Consider the following 20,986-nt stretch of genomic DNA (forward strand, 5'->3'; position numbering starts at 1 on the left):
CACATGAGTAAAGACGATCATCATCCATGGCACAGTGTATCTCCAGGTAGTAATTTGCCTCAAACTGTAAATGCCATTATAGAAATTCCAAAGGGCTCTAAGGCAAAATACGAAATCGACAAAGAATCGAACCTGATTAAATTAGATAGAGTTTTATTCTCTTCGGTAATGTACCCAGCTAATTATGGCTTTATTCCGCAAACCTATTGCGATGATAATGATCCGTTAGATATATTAGTGTTATGTTCTGTTGACGTATATCCGATGACAATTATCGAAGCCAAGGTAATTGGAGTAATGCACATGGTTGATAATGGAGAGCAGGATGACAAAATTATTGCTGTTGCAAAAAATGATATGTCTGTTAATTATATCAACGATTTACCTGAATTACCACCGCATACCATGAAAGAAATAGTGAAATTCTTTCAAGATTATAAAGCCTTAGAAGAAAAGAAAGTAACCATAGAGCATTTGCTAGGGGTTCGCTATGCCCACAAAGTGATACAAGAAAGTATAGAACTTTACGACAAAAAATTTAGAAATAATTCGTAATGGTTATTAGCACGGTATTTACATATCTACTCACATTTCCAGTACCACTTTTGGCAGAATTAACGCCTCAGGACACCGATTCTATAGGTTGGCGTATTCTTTTAGCGTTATTTTTAGTTTTATTAAATGGGTTTTTTGTAGCTGCGGAGTTCGCTATAGTTAAAGTTAGAGCATCGCAGATAGAAATTAAAGCTAAATCGGGCAGTCGTGTTGGTAAAATGGCCAAAAGCATCGTTCATAATTTAGATGGATATTTGGCCGCTACACAATTAGGGATTACCCTAGCTTCACTTGGTTTAGGTTGGGTTGGTGAAGATGTAATGCATACTATTTTCCAGAATATGTTTTTAGGCTTTCATCTTCAGGTGAGTGATGCCTTTATTCACTCTACATCAACTGTTGTTGCATTTTCTGTAATCACAATTATGCATATTGTATTTGGTGAACTCGCGCCTAAATCGATTGCCATCCAGCGCCCAGTTGCTACCACCTTATTTGTTACGGTACCATTACAGGGTTTTTATGTAGTATTCAGGCCATTTATTTGGGCGCTCAATAGTTTAGCTTCTATTATTTTAAAGCCGTTTGGCATAAATACTGCAGGCGGTCATGAGTCGTTGCACAGTAACGAAGAACTTCAATACTTATTAGATCAAGGTAAAGAAAGTGGGGCCTTGGAAGATAACGAACACGAATTAATTAAAAATGTGTTTGATTTTAATGAGCGTGTGGTTAAAAATATTATGGTGCCCAGAACCAAAATTTCGGGAATAGAATTGAGTACACCAAAAGAAGATGTGGTTCAGAAAATTATTGGCGAAGGTTATTCTAGAATGCCAGTATACGACGATATTATTGATAAAATTATTGGTATCGTTCATGCAAAAGACATTTTACCATTATTGGCAGGCAATGTGCAGTGGACTTTGGCCGATATTATCAGGAAGCCTTACTTTGTTCCGGAAACTAAAAAAATCAACGATCTTTTAAGCGAGCTGCAACAAAAACGCATTCAAATTGCCATTGTGATTGATGAATTTGGTGGTACCGCTGGTATGGTGACATTGGAGGATATTGTAGAGGAGATTGTTGGTGAAATTCAGGATGAGTATGATGAGGAGAAACCAACAGTAGAAAAAATATCTGACACCGAATTTGTGATCAATGCCTATGCTACGGTTTACGATGTAAATGAGCATTTGCCGCATGATTTGCCAGAAGACGAAGACTTTGATACCATTGGCGGATTGGTTTCCCATGCATTTGGCAAAATACCAGAGGTTGGCGATAGTGAAGAGTGTTATGGGTATTTATTTACCATCTTAAAAAAGACAGAGCAAAATATAGAAACCATTAAACTTGAACTGGTAATCAGTAAAAGCGACATGGTAGACACGCATTAATGCATATTTTTTACACACCTGAGCTAAGTTCAGACACGTTTATATTGAACGAAGAAGAAAGCCGGCACTGTAGTAAGGTGCTTCGTTTGGGCTTGAGCGATGTTGTGCACTTAATAGACGGTAAAGGAGGCTTATTCGAAGCCGAAATTACCGCCATCACTAAGAAAAATGTTCAGCTTAAAGTTATTGGTAAGCAACATAATTTCGGTAAACGTAACCATCACTTGCACATCGCCATTGCTCCAACTAAAAATATCGACCGATTAGAATGGTTTTTAGAGAAGGCCACCGAAATTGGCATCGACGAAATTACGCCTTTAATTTGCGATCGTTCTGAGCGTAAAGTTATTAAGGAAGAGCGTTTAGATAAAGTGATTACATCGGCGGTTAAGCAATCGCTTACCGCTTATCACCCTCAGTTAAATCAAGCCATAACCTTTTCCGATTTTATGAAGCAGGAATTTGTGGGCGAATGTTTAATTGCGCATTGCATGGATGATTCTAGCAAGAAGTTTATTAACGAAGTCGTCTCAAAACACCAATCTTATCTAATTTTAATCGGTCCCGAGGGCGATTTTAGTGCGGCCGAACTAAACTCCGCTTTGCAAAATGGCTTTAAACCCGTAACTTTAGGTACAACACGGTTGCGGACAGAGACTGCTGCCTTGGCGGCTTGTTTTGAAGTTAATTTTTTAAATCGATGATTAGTTTTTTAGTTTTTGGTTTTTTGGCGATGGTTTTCTTGGTAAATTGTGGCTCCAAGCCCCAAGCTCCAAGCTCTAAGCTCTTTGCGCTTTGCTTCTTGCTCCTTATTCTTTCATCAAGTTTCAAATCCCCAACCTATAAAATGGGTAAGTTAAAGTACAGTGGGGGTGGCGATTGGTATGGTAATCGTACCGCATTACCAAATTTGATCGATTTCTGTAATAAAAATATAGCAACTAATTTCTCGGCAGACGAGGGCATTGTTGATGTAGGAAGTGCTGAACTTTATAATTACCCGTTTGTGTATATGACTGGGCATGGGAATGTAATTTTCAGCGATCTAGAGGTAGCTAATCTAAGAAAATATTTAATCGGTGGCGGCTTTTTGCATATTGATGACAACTATGGTCTCGATAAGTTTATCAGACCTCAAATGAAAAAGGTATTTCCAGAGCTCAGTTTTGTAGAATTACCTGCTAACCACAAAATCTACAACCAAAAATTTAAGTTCCCTGGCGGATTACCGAAAATCCATGAACACGATGGGAAACGACCTGAAGGCTTAGCATTGATATGGAAAGGCAGAGTAATTTGCTATTATACCTATGAGTGCGATTTAGGGAATGGGTGGGAAGATTTTGGTACTTATCCAACAGACACGCAAGAAAGTAGAAGTAAAGCGCTTAAGATGGGCGCTAATCTTGTTCAATACGCACTAACCCAATAGCATGTATAACGTAAAAGTAAATGATCAATATAATTTTTCGATAAAGGAAAACAACGAAACTATTATAGTAAACGATGAAACTATTGTTCTGGATAGAAAAGGCTTAAGTGATAAAATTACCCACATTATTTTTCAGAACCGGTCGTACACGATAGAGGTAATTGCTTTCGATAAGGCCGAGAAAACCGCTGCTATAAAGGTAAATGGATCCATTTATAAAGTGGCTGTAGAAGATCAATTCGATCAGTTATTAAAGCAATTGGGAATGGATAATTTGTCCACCTCAAAGGTGCAGCAAATTAAAGCCCCAATGCCTGGATTAGTATTAAATGTATTAGTTACTGAAGGTGATGAAGTAAAGAAAGGTGATAACCTGCTTGTGTTGGAAGCCATGAAGATGGAAAACATGATTAAATCGCCAACAGATGGCATCATTAAAAAGGTAGCCATTAAACAAGGTGATAAAGTAGAGAAGAACGAAGTTCTAATTAACTTTTAAATTATTTTCCTCCTAATTTAAAACCACTTTTACTTTTTCCTACTGCTGATGGGCCAAGCATGGTCATAGCGCACCTAAAGCCCACATCAGCTGATGAGTCGTCTTCTTGCATGTGTCTACGTGCAGCCGGATTTAGCCATTGTGCCTGATCGTTCCATGAACCGCCTTTGTATACTCTAGATTTATCATTTACTAAGGTAGTAACACCGTAAAGTGGACTTTGCTCATCGCGGTATCCTCTTTGATCTGCATTATAAGGTTCAGAACCTGCGGCTTTATTGGCTTGTAGCTCTTCCCAAGTTTGTTTTTTACCCGAATTGGCTTGAACCATGGTCGCTTTACCGTATTTATCGGCTTTTAACGCACCAGTTGCAAAGTCTCTTTCTTTATTTTCAAATCGGTTACCTCTAAATGGGTTTAAGGCATCGGCTTGTTCAAATGTAGCCGCTCGGTATACATCGGCAACCCACTCGCTTACATTTCCGGCCATATTATATAAACCAAAATCATTTGGGAGGTAGCTTTTTACATTTTCAGTAAACGCTGCTCTATCATTTAATGAGCCACCAACACCCATAAAATCGCCTTTACTACGTTTAAAGTTTGCTAAGATCTCTCCCCTAGTTTTTTTCTGAGCAGAGGTAATGCCTAAGCCATCCCAAGGATATATTCTTTTGGCATCTATATTTTGATCTCTGGTATTGCCAATTAAACCTAAAGCAGCATATTCCCATTCTGCCTCGGTTGGTAAGCGGTAAGGCTGCAAAATTACACCATCTTCTAAGCGTACGTTTCTTGTTGCAGTTGGAGCGCCTCTTCTGCCTGTAGTGGCTGCGCTAGCTGTAGGAGTTGCACCTGGATTTAAATCTGCTTTTGCTCTTGGACCTTTATCGTCAATCTGGCCATTTAAGTATAAATCGGTATTAAAAGGTTTTTCGGGTTTAACAACAGGGGTTGTTGGTGCATTCCTTCTTCCTGTGGCCGTTCCATTAATCGCTGCAAAAGAATTCATATAACCCTGCCCTCTCAATAAACTTTCGTTTACCATGTCTGTTCTCCAAGCACAATACCTTTCTGCTTGTTTGGCGCTCACACCTACTACAGGATAATCTTTATAAGCTGGATGTCTAAGGTAATTGTTTACAAAAGGTTCGTTAAAGGATAAGGGGCTCCTCCAAACTAATGTATCAGGTAATTCTTCGTAATAATATTGTGCATCTGTTGGATAGTTTCTTCTGATCCAATTTAAGTATTCTAGCCAGTTGGTGTTCGATACTTCTGTATCGTCCATATAAAATGAACTTATTGTAACTTCTCGCTTATAATTATAGGTGCTTAAATCTTGCCCTGGTATATCAACGGCGCTACCCCCCATGATAAATTCTCCCCCTTCAATTTCGACTAAGCCTACACCGGCATTACCGCGTTTAAAATTTGCAGCCACTTCGAAACCTCCATTTGCTTTCTGATTGTAAGCATATCCCGTTTTATTGGAAATGCCCGCTGCATTTTTCTTGTTTTTACAAGAGGTAAATACAGTAAGGGCTAGTAAAAAAGTTAAAGCGTAGTAAAATATTTTCTTCATCAGTATATAGTTTCTTTGCCCTATGAGCAATTAGCGGCTGTTTGCAATAAAGTTAAAATTACATAAAAAAAGCACTATCTGCCAAAAAATAATTACAATTTACAGCTATAGCAGGTTAACGAAAGTTTTATAAATTTATTGCGATTGCTAAATCAATACTATTTTATACATTTATGTTAAAATGTACGTTTAGTATTGGTACGCATGGTTTCGGAAAAATAAGCTGAGGTTGTGCTTTGAAATTAGTAAACACTATGTTAACTTGCGTTTCCATTCTCATTCACTCGTAAATGAATTTAAAGTACTTTAGCACACTAGCAATCTGTATACTTTCTTTAGCGATCTTTTGTGGCAGTACACTACGAGCGCAGGTTGTACAACCTGGTACACAAACTAACGGAAGCCAGTCTAACAATGTGTCTACTGCAGTGCCTTTCTTGTTAATTACCCCAGATGCACGTGCAGGAAGTATGGGTGAGGCTGGGGTTGCGATACAGCCGGATGCGAATGCAATGTCTATAAATCCAGCTAAACTCGCCTTTTTAGATAGACCGTATGGATTTTCTGCATCCTACAGTCCTTGGTTAAAAAGTTTAGTTCCCGATATTAATTTAGCCTACATCAGTGGCTTTTATAAAGTGAGTGATGTGAGTACAATTGGAGCATCAATGCGTTATTTTTCGTTGGGACAGATTCAATTAACTGATGAGGGACAGCAAGATTTGGGGATTTATAGTCCCAATGAATTTGCTTTCGATGCATCCTATTCCCGTCGATTTGGTGAAGAATTTTCATTAGGCACAACTTTTCGATATGTATATTCGAATTTAACTTCTGGTCAATTTTCAGCAGGTCAGCAAACAAAAGCAGGTACAGGGTTTGGTGTCGATGTTTCTGCCTATTATACTAAACCAACGGTAATGTTTGGTAGCGATGCTATTTTTTCATTGGGTGCAAATATTTCTAATATTGGCGGAAAAGTGGGATATGTTGATGGGGGAAATAAATATTTTCTTCCAACAAATTTAAAGTTAGGTACAGCGTCTACTTTTATTATTGATGATTATAGCCAGTTTACTTTTGCACTAGATTTTAATAAACTATTAGTGCCTACCCAACCTATTCGTGATGCAAATGGTAACATTATTTCAGGTAAGGATCCAGATCGCTCGGTTCCAGCTGGCATTTTTGGCTCGTTTAGTGATGCACCTGGTGGTTTTAGTGAGGAACTTAAGGAGGTAAGCATAGCAGCAGGTATGGAATATTGGTATAATCAGCAGTTTGCATTAAGGGCAGGGTATTTTTATGAAGCGCCAGAAAAGGGAGATAGGCGTTATTTTACGCTGGGCGCTGGCTTGAAGTATAATATTTTTAACATTGATTTCGCTTATTTATTGGCAAATCCACAAAAGAGTCCGTTAGCAAATACGTTGCGATTTAGCTTGCTATTTAATTTCGGCAGCACCAAATAATGAGGATAAAAGTTGGCTTTGGCTTCGATGTTCATCAATTAAAAGATAATCATCCATTTTTTGTTGGCGGCGTAAATTTAGAACACCATAGGGGCGCATTCGGACACTCGGATGCCGATGTACTTTTACATGCTATTTGCGATGCCCTATTAGGCGCTGCAAACTTAAGAGACATTGGTTTTCATTTTAAAAATACCGACCCTCAGTGGAAAGGAATAAGCAGTATTCATTTGCTTAAAGAAACCATGAAATTGGTTCGTGAAAAAGGTTGGGAAGTAAGCAATATCGATGCGATGCTTTGTTTAGAAGCTCCAAAAATTAATCCACATATTCCTCAAATGCAAAAAAATATCGCCGAGGCTATTGCAATTTCACTCGACGATATTTCTATTAAAGCTACTACCAACGAACAAATGGGTTTTATTGGCAGAGAGGAGGGTGTGGTAGCGTATGCAGTGTGTTTATTACAAAATGGTTAATTGTGCGGGTTCCGATTTGCGTTATAGCCATTTCGCCATAACCGCCCGATCCTGCAACTCGCAATTATTCTAAATACCCAAATCTACCTTCATTATAATCGGTAATGGCTTGCTTAATTTCTTCTTCTGTGTTCATTAGAAAAGGGCCGTATTGTGCAAGAGGTTCATCAATTGGCTGGCCGCTTAACACTAAGAACACACTGTTTGTTGTAGCTTCCACTTCAATAATTTCTCCTTCATTTTTAAAATAGACCATTTGGTCTTTTTCTGCAATTGAAGAATCATTTATCTTTATTTTACCTTCGATAATTAGAAAAGCGGTATTGAAATGTGCGGGAAAACTAAAGCTCATTTTTTTATCTTTATTTAAATGAGAATTGTACACTTCAATCGGTGTAAAGGTGCTTGCGCTTCCTTTTGTACCATTAAAATTTCCAGCAATTACTTCAATTGTTCCTGCACCGTTCGGTAAAATAACTTTTGAAATTTCGCTATGCTTAAGTGCCTGGTATTTTGGGGTACTCATTTTATCTTTAGCAGGTAAATTAACCCATAGTTGTACCATTTGAAATAATCCACCCTTTTTACTGAACACTTCTTCGTGATATTCTTTATGTAAAATTCCACTTGCTGCGGTCATCCATTGTACATCACCTGGGTAAATTACGCCGCTATTTCCAGCGCTATCGTGATGAGCTACTGCCCCATGATAAGCAATCGTTACTGTTTCAAATCCACGATGCGGATGAACGCCAACGCCTCGCGGTTTTTTGCGAGCAGAGAACTCTATTTTTGCATTGTAATCGAGCAAAAAGAAGGGACTCATGGTTAACTTATATCCGCTAGGGAAAAAATTGTGTACCCTAAATCCGTCGCCAACCATGTGTGGGGCTGGAGAATTTAGGATGGTAGAGATAGCTTTATTAGGCACCTTTAACAAACTGCAATTCGCCCAAAATTCTTACCTCTTCACTAACCATTACACCGCCAGTTTCTAAGGCTGCATTCCAGTTTAATCCAAATTCAGAACGGTTAATTTTTGCACTCAAGGTAAAACCTGCTTTAGTATTTCCCCATGGATCGGTGGCTATACCACCAAATTCTGCCGTTAATTTTACCGGTTTGGTTGTATCCTTAATAGTTAAATCACCTTTGATCACATAATCGTCTCCATCTTTTTCCATCGAGGTAGATTTAAAATCCATTGTTGGGAATTTCTCTGCGTCGAAGAAATCGCCACTTTTCAAGTGATTATCGCGATCCGAATTTCCAGTATCTAACGAGCTAATATCGCCGCTAAACGAGATGGTTGCTCCAGTAAATTCATCGCCTTCAGATGAGAGTTCGGCCGAAAAAGATTTTAAACTACCCGTTACCGTAGTGATCATTAAATGTTTTACTTTAAATTGTAATTCGCTGTGGGTTGGGTCTAATGCCCATTTTGTAGTTGCCATAATTTAGTTTTTTATGTTTTCTTTAATTTGATAACACAAAGTTAGGGCAAGTAGTTTTGTTAGACGTTGATGTATGGTAAGTAATTAGCTAATCTACCTAAAATGCTTTTTAGCAAGGTCTTTCCGTACGCGACTTAGTGATTCTGGAGTGATTCCTAAATAGGAAGCTATCATCCATTGCGGCACGCGCAGGGTAAGGTTTGGATAGAGCTTGATAAAATCGAGGTATCTTTCTTCCGCAGTTGCGCTTAACAACATATTAATTCGCTTTTGCATAAAGCGAATCGAATTGTGGAGCATTAAAATGTTTAGTTCCAAAATTTCAGGAACAATGTTTTGGATTGCAGGAAAGAAATCTTTTTTAACAATAACTACTTCAGTGTCTTCAATAGCATCGATATAAAAAAATGCAGGTTCGTTAAAAACTGAAGTGTCGCGATCAGATAGCATCCAGTTTTCAGGAGCAAATTGAATAATGTGTTCTTTACCTTTTTCGTCAATCGAGAAGTAGCGTAATAAACCGCTATTGATGAAGTAAGCTTCAGATTTTAAATCGCCAGAACGAAGAAGGATTTGCCCTTTTTTAATCGTTTTCGTTTTTAGACAGCTTACGGCTTCGCTTGCTTGCTGATCGGTAATGGATAATCGATCTCTTAAATATTGAGCGAAATTTTCTAGCATGTAAACTATTGCTTTGGCGATGGGATGTTCTCAAAATTAGCGGCACATTTGCCACATCCAGAAGCACAGCCATTACTTTTTGGTGAAACGGAACGATAAATCATCCGCCCTACATAGAACAATGCAGCAGCAAAAATGATAATCACTAAAATGAACTGGATATCCATATGGCAAAATTACGATTTTTTAGGGATTGCTGTTCAGCGGATTGTCAAAAAAAAGATTCTCCATTAAACCAACCGTACCACCAACCCAATCGAAATCTTTATTATAGCGTACGCCAATCATCTTGCCTCTGCTTAGCCTTCCTAAATTGATGCAAAGTTGTGGTTCTTCGCCTTCTGGCCAAACATACATCATTCTAATTTCTGCTTTTACACCTCCATCTGGAGACTCTATAAAGGGTTCGTAAGTTACTTTTCGTTGTAGGATCCAATTCTCTGGGTCTTTAATGGCTTTCACATCTTCTTCTGTAACATCGATAATTACGCCCATTCCTGCAAAGCTAAATAAAGGCTTTAAGACGTAGTTCTCTAAATCGGCCGGAATAGTTTCTATTGTATTTAGGAAGTTGGTTTCGGGTACAAATTTGCTTTTTAAGAAAGGCATAGTATACTTGCTGATGCGGTAAAACCAATTTGGGTGCGTTACCCATTCTATATCTAATTCGTTGCGGGGATCGAAGCTTTTTTCGAAGATAGTTGTGTCATTTTCGAGTTCATCAAAAATGAGACGGTTATAAATGCGCTTAAGGCGGATATTTTCTCCATTTTCTTGATAGAACAAGTGTTTTCCCTCTTGCTTAATTTCTTCAAGCCCTAGTATTTTAATGCCTAATTTTTTCGCTGTTACAAAGAAATCGATTGCTGTTTTCTGATTATGCGCATCGATGTCCATTAAGGCAACCTCATTTGGGGAATGATTTCCAACAATTACTTTTCGTAGTAAATCAAAATAGGATGTTTCAGTTAAACCATCGAAATAAGGTGTTAGGTTCTCATCTAATTCATATGCTGCCTTAAACGTTTCGGCTAAATGCGATTGGAAGCCATAAAGCGAAGGGAAGCCTTGCATCTCTATGAGCATTGGGGTTACCTCTCCATACTCATCTTTACATAATCCATAGTCGAATGTTAAAAAATGAGGGTTTCCAGTTTCATTTTTAACATTCCATTGTAAAGGAATTGCTTTTTGAGTAAGTTCTTTGAAGTCGTCTCGTTTAATTAGCGCAATGATTTCTTCGCCCGCAGCAATTAATTTGTGTTTTAGTGCTTCTGGAATGAAAATTGGTGTTTCGGCAACTCGGAAGGGAATTTCTGGGTAACCAGTTTCCAGGGTTTTAACAAAATTACGATACTTTTGCTCCGTAAAATTGGCGTTAAACGACTGGCGGTATTTTTGGATCATGATAACTTATTTAGGTTAGCTCGAGAGAACGACGTTTAACTTATGTGCCACCACCTCGTCTAAAAAATTCGGTAAAATCACGCTTTGTGTTAAGGTAATGTGCCCAGGGTTGTCTAAGCTATTTAACATATCCAAATATTTATCTTCTCCGTGATTTTTAATAATAGCTACTTTCTTATCCTCTTGAAGTAAATACATTTTCATTCCGATAGGGTCGGCCTCTGGATGAAACTGGGTGCCAATAATCTGTTCAGAAAAACGAATCGCCATTACACATCGTTCCAAGGCAACATGTGGACGCTCTTTCTCGATTGCCAAAATTTTTGCTCCTTTTGCTTCAAAATCAGCAAGATTAGGCTCTATAACCTGCCAGTCTCTACTATCGACAGCGTAAAATGGATTGGATAAACCTTTAAAATTTGTTTCCAATTCGCCATTTTCAGTTAAACTGATGGGAAAAATCCCAAATGCATTCGATTTTCGTTGGGTAACCTTCCCCAAACCGTATTTACGACAAGCGAGTTGAAAAGAATGGCAAATTAAAAAAACATTCTTTTTACTATCATTATGAGCATTAAAAAGCTCAATATCATCTAATAAGTTAAAAAAATTAAATTCCCATTCAGATTGTTCTCCATCAAAAGGACTACCCGGGCCACCGCTAGAAATGTAAACATCATAGCTTAAATCGGGCACTTCATTTTTTTGTCTGATGTTGAAAATATCGTAAGTTAAATCAAGTTGGTTTTTTTCTTGGTATTGCTGTAAAACTTCCTGTATCCCTCTCATTCCTTGATTAGGATTACCATTGTTCATGTCTATTACAGCTACCTTGATATTGCTTTTCTCCGTCATTTTATTATCCTGCGCCTATTAACGTTTGTGTAGTAATGTAGTCTACCACCGATTCAAAGCTACCAGTTTTATCGTAAACTTCAAGTTGCCGATCAGCACCAGTTCCATTTTGCAAGATTTTATGGACATAGTTAATGTCGTTTCTGCTACCGAGATCGTCAACAACATCATCAACAAAATCTAACAATTCTAAGATAAGGTTTCGGCAGTTTACTTCCATTTCTTTCCCGAAATCGATGAGATTACCATCTATACCATAACGCGCTGCACGCCACTTATTTTCGTTAATTAGTGCCCTTGAATAGCTAATAAATTCCATGTTTTGTAAACGTAACTTATACAATTTAGCACACAAAGCTTGAAATAGTGCTGTAAAAGCCATGGTTTCATCGATGAGCATCGGACAGTCACAAATACGGAATTCGACCGTATCGAAAAAAGGATGCACGCGAATATCCCACCAAATCTTTTTGGCATTATCCATGCAATTGGTTTTAATTAGCAGCTTTACATAATTATCGTAATCTTCTATACTGTTAAAAATATCTGGAATTCCGGTACGAGGGAATTTATCGAAAATTTTTGTCCGGAAAGATTTATACCCTGTATTTCTGCTTTCCCAAAATGGAGAGTTCGTAGAAAGTGCAAAAACGTGGGGCAAGAAATAGCGCACTTGATTGGCAATGTGGATAGCTAATTCGCGCGATTGAAAACCAACATGTACATGCAATCCGAAAATTAAGTTCGAACGCGCAGCCTCCTGTAATTCATTTACAATCTCACTGTACCGAGGGTGTTCGGTAATTAACTGTTTCTCCCAATGAGAAAAGGGATGGGTTCCGGCGGCACCAATGCGTAAACCTTGCTCTCCCGCTAATTGCGAAACGGTATAACGAAGTTGAGAAATTTCTTTTCTCGCCTGATCGGTATTATGGCAAATTCCCGTTCCAACTTCTACTACCGCCTGGTGCATTTCAGCTTTAACTTGGTCTTTATGAATCTTTTGAGCCGATTCCACTATTTTTTGATCATGTGAGGTTAATTCCCTGGTTACTGGATCAACCACCATGTATTCTTCTTCAATGCCGAGCGTAAATTCATTCATCATTTGAGTACATTGTTTTAATACAGGTTATTTTTTTGGAGCTGCTTTTTTAGCTGCGGCAGGCTTGGCTTTTGGAGTTGCTTTGGTTTTTACGGCAACTTTTGCTGTAGCAACAGGTTTCGGTTTGGCGACTAAAGATGTGCCGGCAGCCCCGGTTTTTACGTATTCACCCCAAGTTAAATTGTCTTGTCCGAACTTTTGTGCTTTAGCTTTCTCAATCGCATAGGTAGCTGCAGTTTCTACAACCCACTCGAAATTTTCGGCGCCAACACTTTCTACGCCAGCGTCTGGAGCGGGATTACAGAAGTCGATTGCGATTGGTATTCCGTTTCGTACCGCAAATTCTACCGTGTTAAAATCATATCCCAAATATTTGTTCAATCTTAACGTATACTCTTCTATTGTTTTTAAAAGTTTTTCGCTTGGTTTTGGTCCGTCAATTACATAACGCAAATGATGCGGGTTGCGAGGCTCGTATTGCATAATGCGAACATATTTTCCACCGATGCAATAACATCTAAAATATTCTTCGAACATAATTTCTTCCTGCAACATCATTACCGTTTGTTTGGTTTGACTGTGTTTATCGAAGAAATCTTCTTTGTTATGCAGTTTATACACCTCTTTCCACCCACCCCCGTCAAAGGGCTTCATATAGGCAGGGAAGCCTGTGTATTCAAATATGGCATCCCAGTCCATCGGCATTGCCAAATTACTAAAAGACTGCTCGGAAGTGTCGTTCGGGTGTTCCCTAGATGGAATTAAGGCAGTTTTTGGAACAGGTACCCCAATGTTTTCTGCGAGTGCATTGTTAAAGAATTTCTCATCAGCACTCCACCAAAATGGATTATTGATTACCGCTGTTCCGCCCATTGCGGCATTTTTTAAATACGCACGATAGAAGGGTACATCCTGCGAAATGCGGTCTATAATAACGGCATATTCTGGTTCTTCAGCCTGAAAAACTTTACTAATTTTTACAAACTCAGCAGTTATGCCTTTCTCTGCCTTTTGATTTACCCTATCTACAAAAGCTTGTGGAAAAGATCGTTCTTGCCCAAATAAAATTCCTATTTTTTTCATTGATATACTGTTTAATCGGTTAATTGTTGAATTTGATTAGTTGTTTTGGACGGGCTAGGCTTCCGACTTTCGGTCCAGTTTTAAAGTTGCGCTATATATTCCGGAAACATCTGGCGCCATATTGGCCAATCGTGATCAGCATTTGGTCTGATATCTAACCAATGGTTAATACCTTTCTGATGTAAAATGCCCGATAATCTTTCGTTATCCGGTTTGCACATGTCGCGGTCTGTTGTTCCTAAGACAATTTTCATGTTCCAGAGTTCTGGATTCATGTCGTTCGGTAGAAAATCGACTGGGTTATTAAAAAAAATATCATCATTGTAAAAACCGTTTAGCTGACTGGTAATGTCGAAAGCGCCGCTCATGCTAAATAAGTGGCTTACTGCCCATGGATGGCGAAAAGCAAAATTAGCAGCATGATAGCCCCCAAAACTACAGCCTGCCGTAATCACTTTATGGTGGAAAGTTTCATTTTTGGCAAGAGGGAAAAGTTCTTCGAGCAAAAATTTATCGTACCAAATATGATTTTTAACTCTGTCGGCAGGATGAATCTCTTTGTTGTACCAACTTAACTTATCGATCCCATCTGGGCAATAAATTTTAATTTTGCCAGCATCGATGAAGCCTTGAACAGAATCGATCAATTTAAAATCTTTATTCTCAAAATAGCTGCCCATACTGGTTGGGAAAAGGAAGATAGGGTATCCGCTATGCCCAAAAATTAGGGTTTTAATATTTGTACTTAAGTTATGACTGTACCACTCTTTTAGTTCTTCTTGCATGGTAATAAATTTAGATGCTTTAAGATATAAAAATCTAATCCAAACACAAAGGAATTGAGGAAGTTTATGGAGATAATTATAAGATTTGTACCTTTGCAGTCGATAAGTGAGAAAGCATATGTATACTACCTTAACATTACCTACCGTTATTAAAGCGAGCCATCACATACCCTCTGGTTATTTAAAGCGAACTGTTGATATTGAAATTTTCAGTCCTGATAATTTATTGGGCAATGAACGCATCAATCTGTTATTGATAAATGACGGGCAAGACTTGGAGCAAATGGACATGGCGAATATGCTGACGAATTTGTATGAAAAGTGGAAGATTGAACCGACGATAGTTGTGGGTATTAACGCTTCGGCAGACCGGTTAATGGAGTATGGAGTTGCAAATCGGCTCGATTTTAAAAAAAGAGGAGCAAAAGCCCATGCCTATACCAATTTTATTATTAAGGAACTAATTCCTTGTATACAAAGCAAAGTAGATTTAACGATTAACGGTAAACGTGCTTTTGCAGGTTTTTCTTTAGGGGGATTAACCGCTTTTGATATTGCTTGGAACAACGATAATTATTTTGATGCAATAGGTGTGTTTTCGGGTTCGTTTTGGTGGCGGAAAAAGGATTTAAAAGCTGGCTACACCGACGATGATAGGATTTTGCATGAAATGATTCGCGAAACGAAAACCAATCCTGATTTAAAATTTTGGTTAATGACCGGTACGAATGATGAACTTGCTGATCGGAATCATAATTTTATCATCGATTCGATAGATGATACCATAGATGTGGTGAAGGAATTGATAAAAAAGGGATATAAACGACCAGATGATATATTTTATTACGAAATGGTTGGCGGCAAGCATGATGTGCCTACTTGGGGGAAAGCGATGCCGAAATTTCTAGAATGGGCGTTTGGGAAATAAGGTACTCAATCTCTTGACAATCAAAATTTAACAAAAATACAATCACATTTTTAGCGTAAAAACCCCTTAAAAATCCAATAAAAAACCTTATCTTTGCGCCAAATTACAGGCGCATTTTATGCAAAAGATTAGAAATATAGCTATTATAGCACACGTTGACCACGGTAAAACTACATTGGTTGATAAAATTTTACACTCTTGTTCGATTTTTCGTGATAACGAACAAACAGGAGATTTGATATTGGATAACAACGATTTGGAGCGTGAGCGTGGAATTACGATTGTATCTAAAAACGTTTCGGTTCAATACAAAGATGTGAAAATCAACATCATTGATACCCCTGGTCACGCTGATTTTGGAGGTGAAGTAGAGCGTGTGTTGAAAATGGCCGATGGCGTTTTGTTATTATGTGATGCCTTTGAAGGGGCAATGCCTCAAACGCGTTTCGTAACGCAGAAAGCTTTGGCATTGGGCTTAAAACCAATTGTCGTAGTTAATAAAGTTGACAAAGAAAACTGCAGACCAGAAGAGGTATACGAGCAAATTTTTGAGTTGTTCTTTAACTTGGAAGCAACAGAAGATCAATTAGATTTTCCAGTAATTTACGGTTCATCTAAACAAGGATGGATGAGTACAGATTGGCAGAAACCTACAACAGATATTTTTGCGTTATTAGATGCTGTGGTTGCAACTATTCCGCCTGCACCCACTAATGAGGGTACCTTGCAAATGCAGATTACTTCATTAGATTACTCCTCTTTTGTAGGTCGTATTGCTGTAGGCCGCGTGCACCGTGGTGCAATTAAAGAAAATCAACCCGTTACGCTAATTAAACGTGATGGTAAAATGGTTAAATCTAGAGTTAAAGAATTATATACCTTCGAAGGTTTAGGTAAAATTAGAACCAACGAAGTAAAATCAGGAGATATTTGTGCTGTTGTGGGTATCGATGGGTTCGATATTGGCGATACGATTGCTGATTTTGAAGCACCAGAACAATTACCGGTTATCAAAATTGATGAGCCGACGATGAACATGTTGTTCACCATTAATAACTCTCCATTTTTTGGCAAGGAAGGTAAATTAGTTACTTCACAACGGATAAAGGATCGTTTGATGAAAGAGATGGAGAAAAATCTGGCGCTCAAAGTTGTTGAAACAGAAGGTGCCGACTCTTGGTTAGTATATGGTCGGGGCATTCTCCATTTATCAGTATTAATCGAAACCATGCGTCGCGAAGGGTATGAAATTCAAGTTGGACAGCCACAAGTTATCGTTAAAGAAATTGACGGAAAAAAATGTGAGCCCATTGAAACCTTAATTGTTGACGTGCCAGGTGATGTTGCTGGTAAAGTTATCGAGCTGGTAACGCAGCGTAAAGGGGAGTTATTGGTGATGGAACCAAAAGGGGACTTACAGCATTTAGAATTTGAAATTCCCGCACGTGGTATCATCGGTTTACGTAATAACGTGTTAACTGCAACAGCGGGCGAGGCGATTATGGCGCACCGATTTAAAGCTTATGAGCCTTGGAAGGGTACAATTCCAGGCCGTTTAAATGGCGTATTGGTGTCAATGGATAAAGGGATGACCACGGCTTATTCAATAGATAAATTACAAGATCGTGGACGTTTCTTCGTTGATCCTGGAGTGGATATTTATGAAGGCCAGATTTTAGGAGAGCACATTCGAGATAATGATTTAGTAATCAATATTGTAAAAGGTAAGGCTTTAACCAACATGCGGGCTTCAGGAACAGATGATAATACGCGTATTGCACCTGCTATTAAGTTTTCATTAGAAGAAGCTATGGAATACATCCAAGCCGATGAGTACATTGAAGTAACACCGGTAAGTATGCGTTTACGTAAGATTTTCCTAACTGAACAAGAACGTAAAGTAAAAGGGAAAATGTTTCAGTCATAATACTACGATATTTTAACATATCTAAACCTGTAAGCAAAAGCTTACAGGTTTTTTTTTGGCTGGTTGCCGAGGGGCTCTTTTCTTTTTTTCTTGATAAAAAAAGAAACAAAAAAATCAAGGCTACGCATCTTTAGTTCGAATAGTAGGTCATTTTTGCTTTACCACAAGATGAAGTCGTTTGGCTGAAGGGGCTTCACTTGCCCATCTTGTTGAATTGAGGGGAAGAGAAATATCGTTTCGCCTTTCGCCGGCCTTTTATTTTTTGGAATGTACGGATTAGGCACAGCACCAACTTGAATAGAACCTTGAGCGAAGCGAACGCATGAAGACCACTAAAAACATAAATTAAAACTGAATAAAAGAAGGAGCTTATTCGGCGGGTGAGCCGAGAGATCATTTTATCTTAACTTGATGACTGAAAATGTAATATTTTTAAAAATAAAGAGTAAATCTTATCCCGAATTCACGTTAAATTAAATAATGAAACTTACGTTGTAATTTCTTAAATTAGCTTTAGTTAATCTCAAAACCATGAAACTTAAATCATTACTCTTACTATTTGTCGCATTATTAATCGTAAGTACTGCTTTTTCTCAAACCGCCCCTCCATCAGCCGATGCGGTACTAAAGGAAGCCATGAAATTGGCAAAAGCTCAAAAGAAGAAAGTTTTTATAAAGTTTAGCGCATCATGGTGCGGATGGTGCCATAAAATGGATGCTAGCATGAATGAGCCAGAAATGCAACCTCTTTTCGAAAAGAGCTTTGTGATGCGACAATTAACTGTAATGGAATCGAAAGGCAAAGAAAATCTTGAAACCCCAGGAGCCTTAGATTTGCTTAAAAAATATAATAGTGATGGATTTGGCATTCCAGTTTGGTTTATATTCGATACGGACGGTAAACTATTAGTCGATTCGCATTTAAGACCAGAAGGTGTTGGTATGGAGGTAAAAGGCAAAAATATAATCGGTTGTCCAGCGTCGAAAGAGGAAGTGGAGGCTTTTGTAAGAGCGCTTAAATTAACTACAAAACTTACGGATGCCGAATTATCAAAGGTTTTCGTTGAGTTCAGAAAAAATGATCCTGCTTTTAAACCTGCAACGGTAAATAAAGCTAAGTAATTTAATTAGCTAATTTAAGAATGTGTTAACTATAACCTGCGAGGTTTAATAGCTTGATGCAAAGAAACCTCGCAGGTTTTGTAAGGAATTAATCATTAGTTTTCCGATATCTTAAAAAATATTGCGCCAAATTTAAAGCGATAAACAGATGGTTAATTACATTTGGGATAAAACCGTAATAATGACTTAAAATCTTAAAACGTTCTTTTAAACTTGCTAAATGTTTTTTCTTTGAAATGCCACCTACTAAGTATTTCGCCACGTAAAGATGAGTATTAACAATATTTGATGATTTCTTGGCCGCTTTTATAATCCAATCAATATCTGAACTGTATTTATAGGTTAAATTAAAAGGTTCAGTTAAACTACGTTTAATATAGATCGCTTGGTGACTAACATTCATTCCCAATTTAAAGCTATGCCAGTCGAAATGTTCTGGTGCCCGATGTCTTCGTTGACCTAAGCTCTTCCAATTTTCATCGAACATTTCAGTTTCGCCATAATAAATATCGCCAGATGGCGCAGATGCAAAAACTTCGGCAACGGTTTCGGGAGCATAAATCTCATCACCCGAATTCATAAATAAGACATAATCTCCCGTAGCTAATGCTAATCCTTTATTCATCGCATCATATATGCCTTTATCGGGTTCAGAAATAAATTGCGCTAAACAATCACCGTATTTTTGTATGATTTCTTTTGTTCCATCTATAGATGCCCCATCGATAACAATATATTCGATGTTGCCATACGTTTGATTTAAAACTGATAACATCGTTCGCTCAATCGCTGTGGCATTGTTATACACAATTGTAATTACACTCAGTTTAGGATTTATCATTATTTAGGCTGAGCGTTTAATAAACGTTGATACAATTCGATGTGTTTATCGGCAATTATTTTCGGGGCAAAATGAGATAAAATGGTTCTTCTAGCTTCTTTTTGAAGCGATTCTTTATCCTCATGTAAATATAACCATTCTATGCCATCTGCAAGATCACTTGATGATTTGTAATCGGCCAAATAACCGTTTTCGAGGTGCTTCACCATATCGGGAATGCCCCCAGTTTTAAATGCAATAACGGGTGTAGCACAGGCTAAACTTTCCATTACAGTGTTGGGCAAATTATCTTCTAATGAAGGTAAAATAAAGGCATCTGCTGCCGAATAGCATTTAGCCATATGTTCATCTTTATTTATTGTACCTAAAAAGGTGGTCTTAAATGGAAAATCAGGTAGGTTTTTAGTGTCTTTATTGCCAAAAATCACCAATTCTATTTGGGAACTATCGATTTCTGAGCGTGAGGCAAGCTCTTTTAAAGCGTTAACCAGATACTCAGTTCCTTTATGCTTATCGTTTTTCGAGGGCATAAAACCACTCATAATCACAAATTTGTTGGGGGCTATTTTCAGTATTTTTTTTGCTTCATTTTTCACATAAGGCTTAAAAACATCAATTTCTATCGTATTCGGAATAACGTTAACACTTCTCACCCCCAATAAACTGCTCTGTTTTACGGAAGATGCCATCCACGTACTAGGCGCTACTACATGAAAGTTCAATTTTGAATAAGCTTTTTGCTTTCTTTTCCAATTTTGATGAGAAATATCACTTGGCCCACTAAAACGTAACAACGGACAATTGCCGCATTGTTGATGAAAATGCTCGCAGCTATAGCGTACATGACATCCTCCTGTAAATGCATTACTATCATGAAAAGTCCAAATAATTGGCTTCTCCAATTCATCCAGCTCAGCTAAAAATTTAGGCGATAAAAAGCCGTGATTTACCCAGTGCAAATGGATGAGATCTGCATCTTTTAGCAGGCTGTTGTTTTGCAATGATTTACCAAACCATTGTAAAGAAAAAGGGGTTTTTAGCGCTTTTGCAAAAATTTTAGCCAAATAACGTTCGGCCATAATGTTAACTATGGCTTTTAACTTTGCGAAAATTCCAGCGCTTAAATTTATAATGCTCGGATTATGCCCGAATTTGTAATACACAGCTACTCTCGAATCTACACCATCGGCACGCAAAGCTGTACTTAAACGTAAGCAGGCTCTTCCGGCTCCGCCGTTTCCATCATAGGTATTTAAATGTATTACTTTCAAAGCAATCAAAAATACATTTAATTGTTTAGGATTATAAACCCAACAGGATTAAAATAATCTTTAAAGTATCAAACTGTTGCTTAATTCATCTAGTTTTTACAT

The 20,986-nt window shown here is 37.9% G+C and carries 22 protein-coding genes; 10 read left to right on the forward strand and 12 right to left on the reverse strand.

The genetic code is table 11. The annotated features are described in order from the left end of the window. Window positions 1–3: 3 nt before the first annotated feature. From WG904_RS06875 to WG904_RS06895, 5 genes are all read left to right on the forward strand, one after another. On the forward strand, window positions 4–555 hold the full coding sequence (locus WG904_RS06875) for an inorganic diphosphatase (protein ID WP_339578555.1): 552 nt from the start codon (window positions 4–6) through the stop codon (window positions 553–555). After that, window positions 555–1,958, forward strand: a complete 1,404-nt coding sequence (locus tag WG904_RS06880) for a hemolysin family protein (protein ID WP_339578556.1) — start codon at window positions 555–557, stop codon at window positions 1,956–1,958. The genes WG904_RS06875 and WG904_RS06880 overlap by 1 nt, the downstream gene beginning before the upstream one ends. After that, window positions 1,958–2,662, forward strand: a complete 705-nt coding sequence (locus WG904_RS06885; protein WP_339578557.1) for a 16S rRNA (uracil(1498)-N(3))-methyltransferase — start codon at window positions 1,958–1,960, stop codon at window positions 2,660–2,662. The genes WG904_RS06880 and WG904_RS06885 overlap by 1 nt, the downstream gene beginning before the upstream one ends. A 143-nt stretch (window positions 2,663–2,805) precedes the next feature. After that, window positions 2,806–3,390, forward strand: coding sequence for a DUF4159 domain-containing protein (locus WG904_RS06890; RefSeq protein ID WP_339578558.1), 585 nt, complete (start codon window positions 2,806–2,808; stop codon window positions 3,388–3,390). 1 nt (window position 3,391) lies between these two features. Continuing rightward, a complete protein-coding gene (locus WG904_RS06895) occupies window positions 3,392–3,889 on the forward strand; it encodes an acyl-CoA carboxylase biotin carboxyl carrier protein subunit (RefSeq protein ID WP_339578559.1) in 498 nt (165 codons plus the stop codon). Between the two features lies 1 nt (window position 3,890). Here WG904_RS06895 and WG904_RS06900 read toward each other — a convergent pair whose 3' ends face one another. Continuing rightward, window positions 3,891–5,474 carry an SUMF1/EgtB/PvdO family nonheme iron enzyme gene (locus tag WG904_RS06900; RefSeq protein WP_339578560.1) on the reverse strand — a complete coding sequence of 528 codons (1,584 nt, stop codon included), beginning with the start codon at window positions 5,472–5,474 and terminating at the stop codon, window positions 3,891–3,893. Window positions 5,475–5,764: 290 nt separating this feature from the next. Here WG904_RS06900 and porV point away from each other — a divergent pair, with 290 nt between their 5' ends. Beyond that, complete coding sequence (gene porV / locus WG904_RS06905) at window positions 5,765–6,946, forward strand: type IX secretion system outer membrane channel protein PorV (RefSeq protein WP_339578561.1); 1,182 nt, start codon at window positions 5,765–5,767, stop codon at window positions 6,944–6,946. Continuing rightward, window positions 6,946–7,425 carry a 2-C-methyl-D-erythritol 2,4-cyclodiphosphate synthase gene (gene ispF / locus WG904_RS06910; RefSeq protein ID WP_339578562.1) on the forward strand — a complete coding sequence of 160 codons (480 nt, stop codon included), beginning with the start codon at window positions 6,946–6,948 and terminating at the stop codon, window positions 7,423–7,425. Before porV ends, ispF begins: the two co-directional genes overlap by 1 nt. 64 nt (window positions 7,426–7,489) lie before the next feature. Here ispF and WG904_RS06915 read toward each other — a convergent pair whose 3' ends face one another. The 9 genes from WG904_RS06915 to WG904_RS06955 all read right to left on the reverse strand — a co-directional run bounded on the left by WG904_RS06915 (window position 7,490) and on the right by WG904_RS06955 (window position 14,795). Beyond that, window positions 7,490–8,356 (reverse strand): pirin family protein, encoded by an 867-nt coding sequence (locus tag WG904_RS06915; protein ID WP_339578563.1) that lies wholly within the window; start codon window positions 8,354–8,356, stop codon window positions 7,490–7,492. After that, a complete protein-coding gene (locus tag WG904_RS06920) occupies window positions 8,349–8,879 on the reverse strand; it encodes a YceI family protein (protein ID WP_339578564.1) in 531 nt (176 codons plus the stop codon). Before WG904_RS06920 ends, WG904_RS06915 begins: the two co-directional genes overlap by 8 nt. 93 nt (window positions 8,880–8,972) lie before the next feature. Next, window positions 8,973–9,560, reverse strand: coding sequence for a Crp/Fnr family transcriptional regulator (locus WG904_RS06925; protein ID WP_339578565.1), 588 nt, complete (start codon window positions 9,558–9,560; stop codon window positions 8,973–8,975). Between the two features lie 5 nt (window positions 9,561–9,565). After that, a complete protein-coding gene (locus WG904_RS06930; RefSeq protein ID WP_339578566.1) occupies window positions 9,566–9,727 on the reverse strand; it encodes a FeoB-associated Cys-rich membrane protein in 162 nt (53 codons plus the stop codon). Window positions 9,728–9,746: 19 nt separating this feature from the next. Beyond that, window positions 9,747–10,967, reverse strand: coding sequence for an ATP-grasp domain-containing protein (locus tag WG904_RS06935; RefSeq protein WP_339578567.1), 1,221 nt, complete (start codon window positions 10,965–10,967; stop codon window positions 9,747–9,749). Window positions 10,968–10,982: 15 nt separating this feature from the next. After that, window positions 10,983–11,822, reverse strand: coding sequence for a type 1 glutamine amidotransferase (locus WG904_RS06940; RefSeq protein ID WP_339578568.1), 840 nt, complete (start codon window positions 11,820–11,822; stop codon window positions 10,983–10,985). 4 nt (window positions 11,823–11,826) lie between these two features. Continuing rightward, a complete protein-coding gene (locus WG904_RS06945) occupies window positions 11,827–12,930 on the reverse strand; it encodes a carboxylate-amine ligase (protein ID WP_339578569.1) in 1,104 nt (367 codons plus the stop codon). Between the two features lie 24 nt (window positions 12,931–12,954). After that, on the reverse strand, window positions 12,955–14,010 hold the full coding sequence (locus WG904_RS06950; protein WP_339578570.1) for an ATP-grasp domain-containing protein: 1,056 nt from the start codon (window positions 14,008–14,010) through the stop codon (window positions 12,955–12,957). Between the two features lie 80 nt (window positions 14,011–14,090). After that, window positions 14,091–14,795, reverse strand: coding sequence for an alpha/beta hydrolase-fold protein (locus WG904_RS06955; RefSeq protein WP_339578571.1), 705 nt, complete (start codon window positions 14,793–14,795; stop codon window positions 14,091–14,093). A 118-nt stretch (window positions 14,796–14,913) separates the two neighbouring features. Here WG904_RS06955 and WG904_RS06960 point away from each other — a divergent pair, with 118 nt between their 5' ends. From WG904_RS06960 to WG904_RS06970, 3 genes are all read left to right on the forward strand, one after another. After that, window positions 14,914–15,723, forward strand: coding sequence for an alpha/beta hydrolase (locus WG904_RS06960; protein ID WP_339578572.1), 810 nt, complete (start codon window positions 14,914–14,916; stop codon window positions 15,721–15,723). A 118-nt stretch (window positions 15,724–15,841) separates the two neighbouring features. Then, the gene (gene typA / locus WG904_RS06965; protein WP_339578573.1) at window positions 15,842–17,650 is read left to right on the forward strand and encodes a translational GTPase TypA; all 1,809 of its coding nucleotides are present in this window, start codon (window positions 15,842–15,844) and stop codon (window positions 17,648–17,650) included. Between the two features lie 531 nt (window positions 17,651–18,181). Further along, window positions 18,182–18,772: a thioredoxin family protein gene (locus tag WG904_RS06970; protein WP_339578574.1), complete on the forward strand. Its 591-nt coding sequence runs from the start codon at window positions 18,182–18,184 to the stop codon at window positions 18,770–18,772. 88 nt (window positions 18,773–18,860) lie between these two features. On the opposite strand, the gene WG904_RS06975 is transcribed toward WG904_RS06970, so the two are convergent. Together WG904_RS06975 and WG904_RS06980 are read right to left on the reverse strand one after the other, a co-directional pair. Further along, a complete protein-coding gene (locus WG904_RS06975; RefSeq protein WP_339578575.1) occupies window positions 18,861–19,613 on the reverse strand; it encodes a glycosyltransferase family 2 protein in 753 nt (250 codons plus the stop codon). After that, window positions 19,613–20,884 carry a glycosyltransferase gene (locus WG904_RS06980; protein ID WP_339578576.1) on the reverse strand — a complete coding sequence of 424 codons (1,272 nt, stop codon included), beginning with the start codon at window positions 20,882–20,884 and terminating at the stop codon, window positions 19,613–19,615. Before WG904_RS06980 ends, WG904_RS06975 begins: the two co-directional genes overlap by 1 nt. Between the last annotated feature and the right edge of the window lie 102 nt (window positions 20,885–20,986).

Origin of the sequence: Pedobacter anseongensis (assembly GCF_037482965.1) — a bacterium.
Lineage (GTDB): Bacteria > Bacteroidota > Bacteroidia > Sphingobacteriales > Sphingobacteriaceae > Pedobacter > Pedobacter anseongensis.

What these genes read in the sequence shown, in the direction of transcription:
- WG904_RS06925 (WP_339578565.1), bottom strand. Translation starts at nt 9,560, where the DNA reads ATGCTAGAAAATTTCGCTCAATATTTAAGAGATCGATTATCCATTACC.
- WG904_RS06950 (WP_339578570.1), bottom strand. Translation starts at nt 14,010, where the DNA reads ATGAAAAAAATAGGAATTTTATTTGGGCAAGAACGATCTTTTCCACAA.
- typA (WP_339578573.1), top strand. Translation starts at nt 15,842, where the DNA reads ATGCAAAAGATTAGAAATATAGCTATTATAGCACACGTTGACCACGGT.
- WG904_RS06900 (WP_339578560.1), bottom strand. Translation starts at nt 5,474, where the DNA reads ATGAAGAAAATATTTTACTACGCTTTAACTTTTTTACTAGCCCTTACT.
- WG904_RS06880 (WP_339578556.1), top strand. Translation starts at nt 555, where the DNA reads ATGGTTATTAGCACGGTATTTACATATCTACTCACATTTCCAGTACCA.
- WG904_RS06945 (WP_339578569.1), bottom strand. Translation starts at nt 12,930, where the DNA reads ATGATGAATGAATTTACGCTCGGCATTGAAGAAGAATACATGGTGGTT.
- WG904_RS06930 (WP_339578566.1), bottom strand. Translation starts at nt 9,727, where the DNA reads ATGGATATCCAGTTCATTTTAGTGATTATCATTTTTGCTGCTGCATTG.
- WG904_RS06955 (WP_339578571.1), bottom strand. Translation starts at nt 14,795, where the DNA reads ATGCAAGAAGAACTAAAAGAGTGGTACAGTCATAACTTAAGTACAAAT.
- WG904_RS06885 (WP_339578557.1), top strand. Translation starts at nt 1,958, where the DNA reads ATGCATATTTTTTACACACCTGAGCTAAGTTCAGACACGTTTATATTG.
- WG904_RS06890 (WP_339578558.1), top strand. Translation starts at nt 2,806, where the DNA reads ATGGGTAAGTTAAAGTACAGTGGGGGTGGCGATTGGTATGGTAATCGT.
- WG904_RS06875 (WP_339578555.1), top strand. Translation starts at nt 4, where the DNA reads ATGAGTAAAGACGATCATCATCCATGGCACAGTGTATCTCCAGGTAGT.
- WG904_RS06940 (WP_339578568.1), bottom strand. Translation starts at nt 11,822, where the DNA reads ATGACGGAGAAAAGCAATATCAAGGTAGCTGTAATAGACATGAACAAT.
- WG904_RS06895 (WP_339578559.1), top strand. Translation starts at nt 3,392, where the DNA reads ATGTATAACGTAAAAGTAAATGATCAATATAATTTTTCGATAAAGGAA.
- WG904_RS06920 (WP_339578564.1), bottom strand. Translation starts at nt 8,879, where the DNA reads ATGGCAACTACAAAATGGGCATTAGACCCAACCCACAGCGAATTACAA.
- WG904_RS06935 (WP_339578567.1), bottom strand. Translation starts at nt 10,967, where the DNA reads ATGATCCAAAAATACCGCCAGTCGTTTAACGCCAATTTTACGGAGCAA.
- WG904_RS06975 (WP_339578575.1), bottom strand. Translation starts at nt 19,613, where the DNA reads ATGATAAATCCTAAACTGAGTGTAATTACAATTGTGTATAACAATGCC.
- WG904_RS06960 (WP_339578572.1), top strand. Translation starts at nt 14,914, where the DNA reads ATGTATACTACCTTAACATTACCTACCGTTATTAAAGCGAGCCATCAC.
- WG904_RS06970 (WP_339578574.1), top strand. Translation starts at nt 18,182, where the DNA reads ATGAAACTTAAATCATTACTCTTACTATTTGTCGCATTATTAATCGTA.
- porV (WP_339578561.1), top strand. Translation starts at nt 5,765, where the DNA reads ATGAATTTAAAGTACTTTAGCACACTAGCAATCTGTATACTTTCTTTA.
- ispF (WP_339578562.1), top strand. Translation starts at nt 6,946, where the DNA reads ATGAGGATAAAAGTTGGCTTTGGCTTCGATGTTCATCAATTAAAAGAT.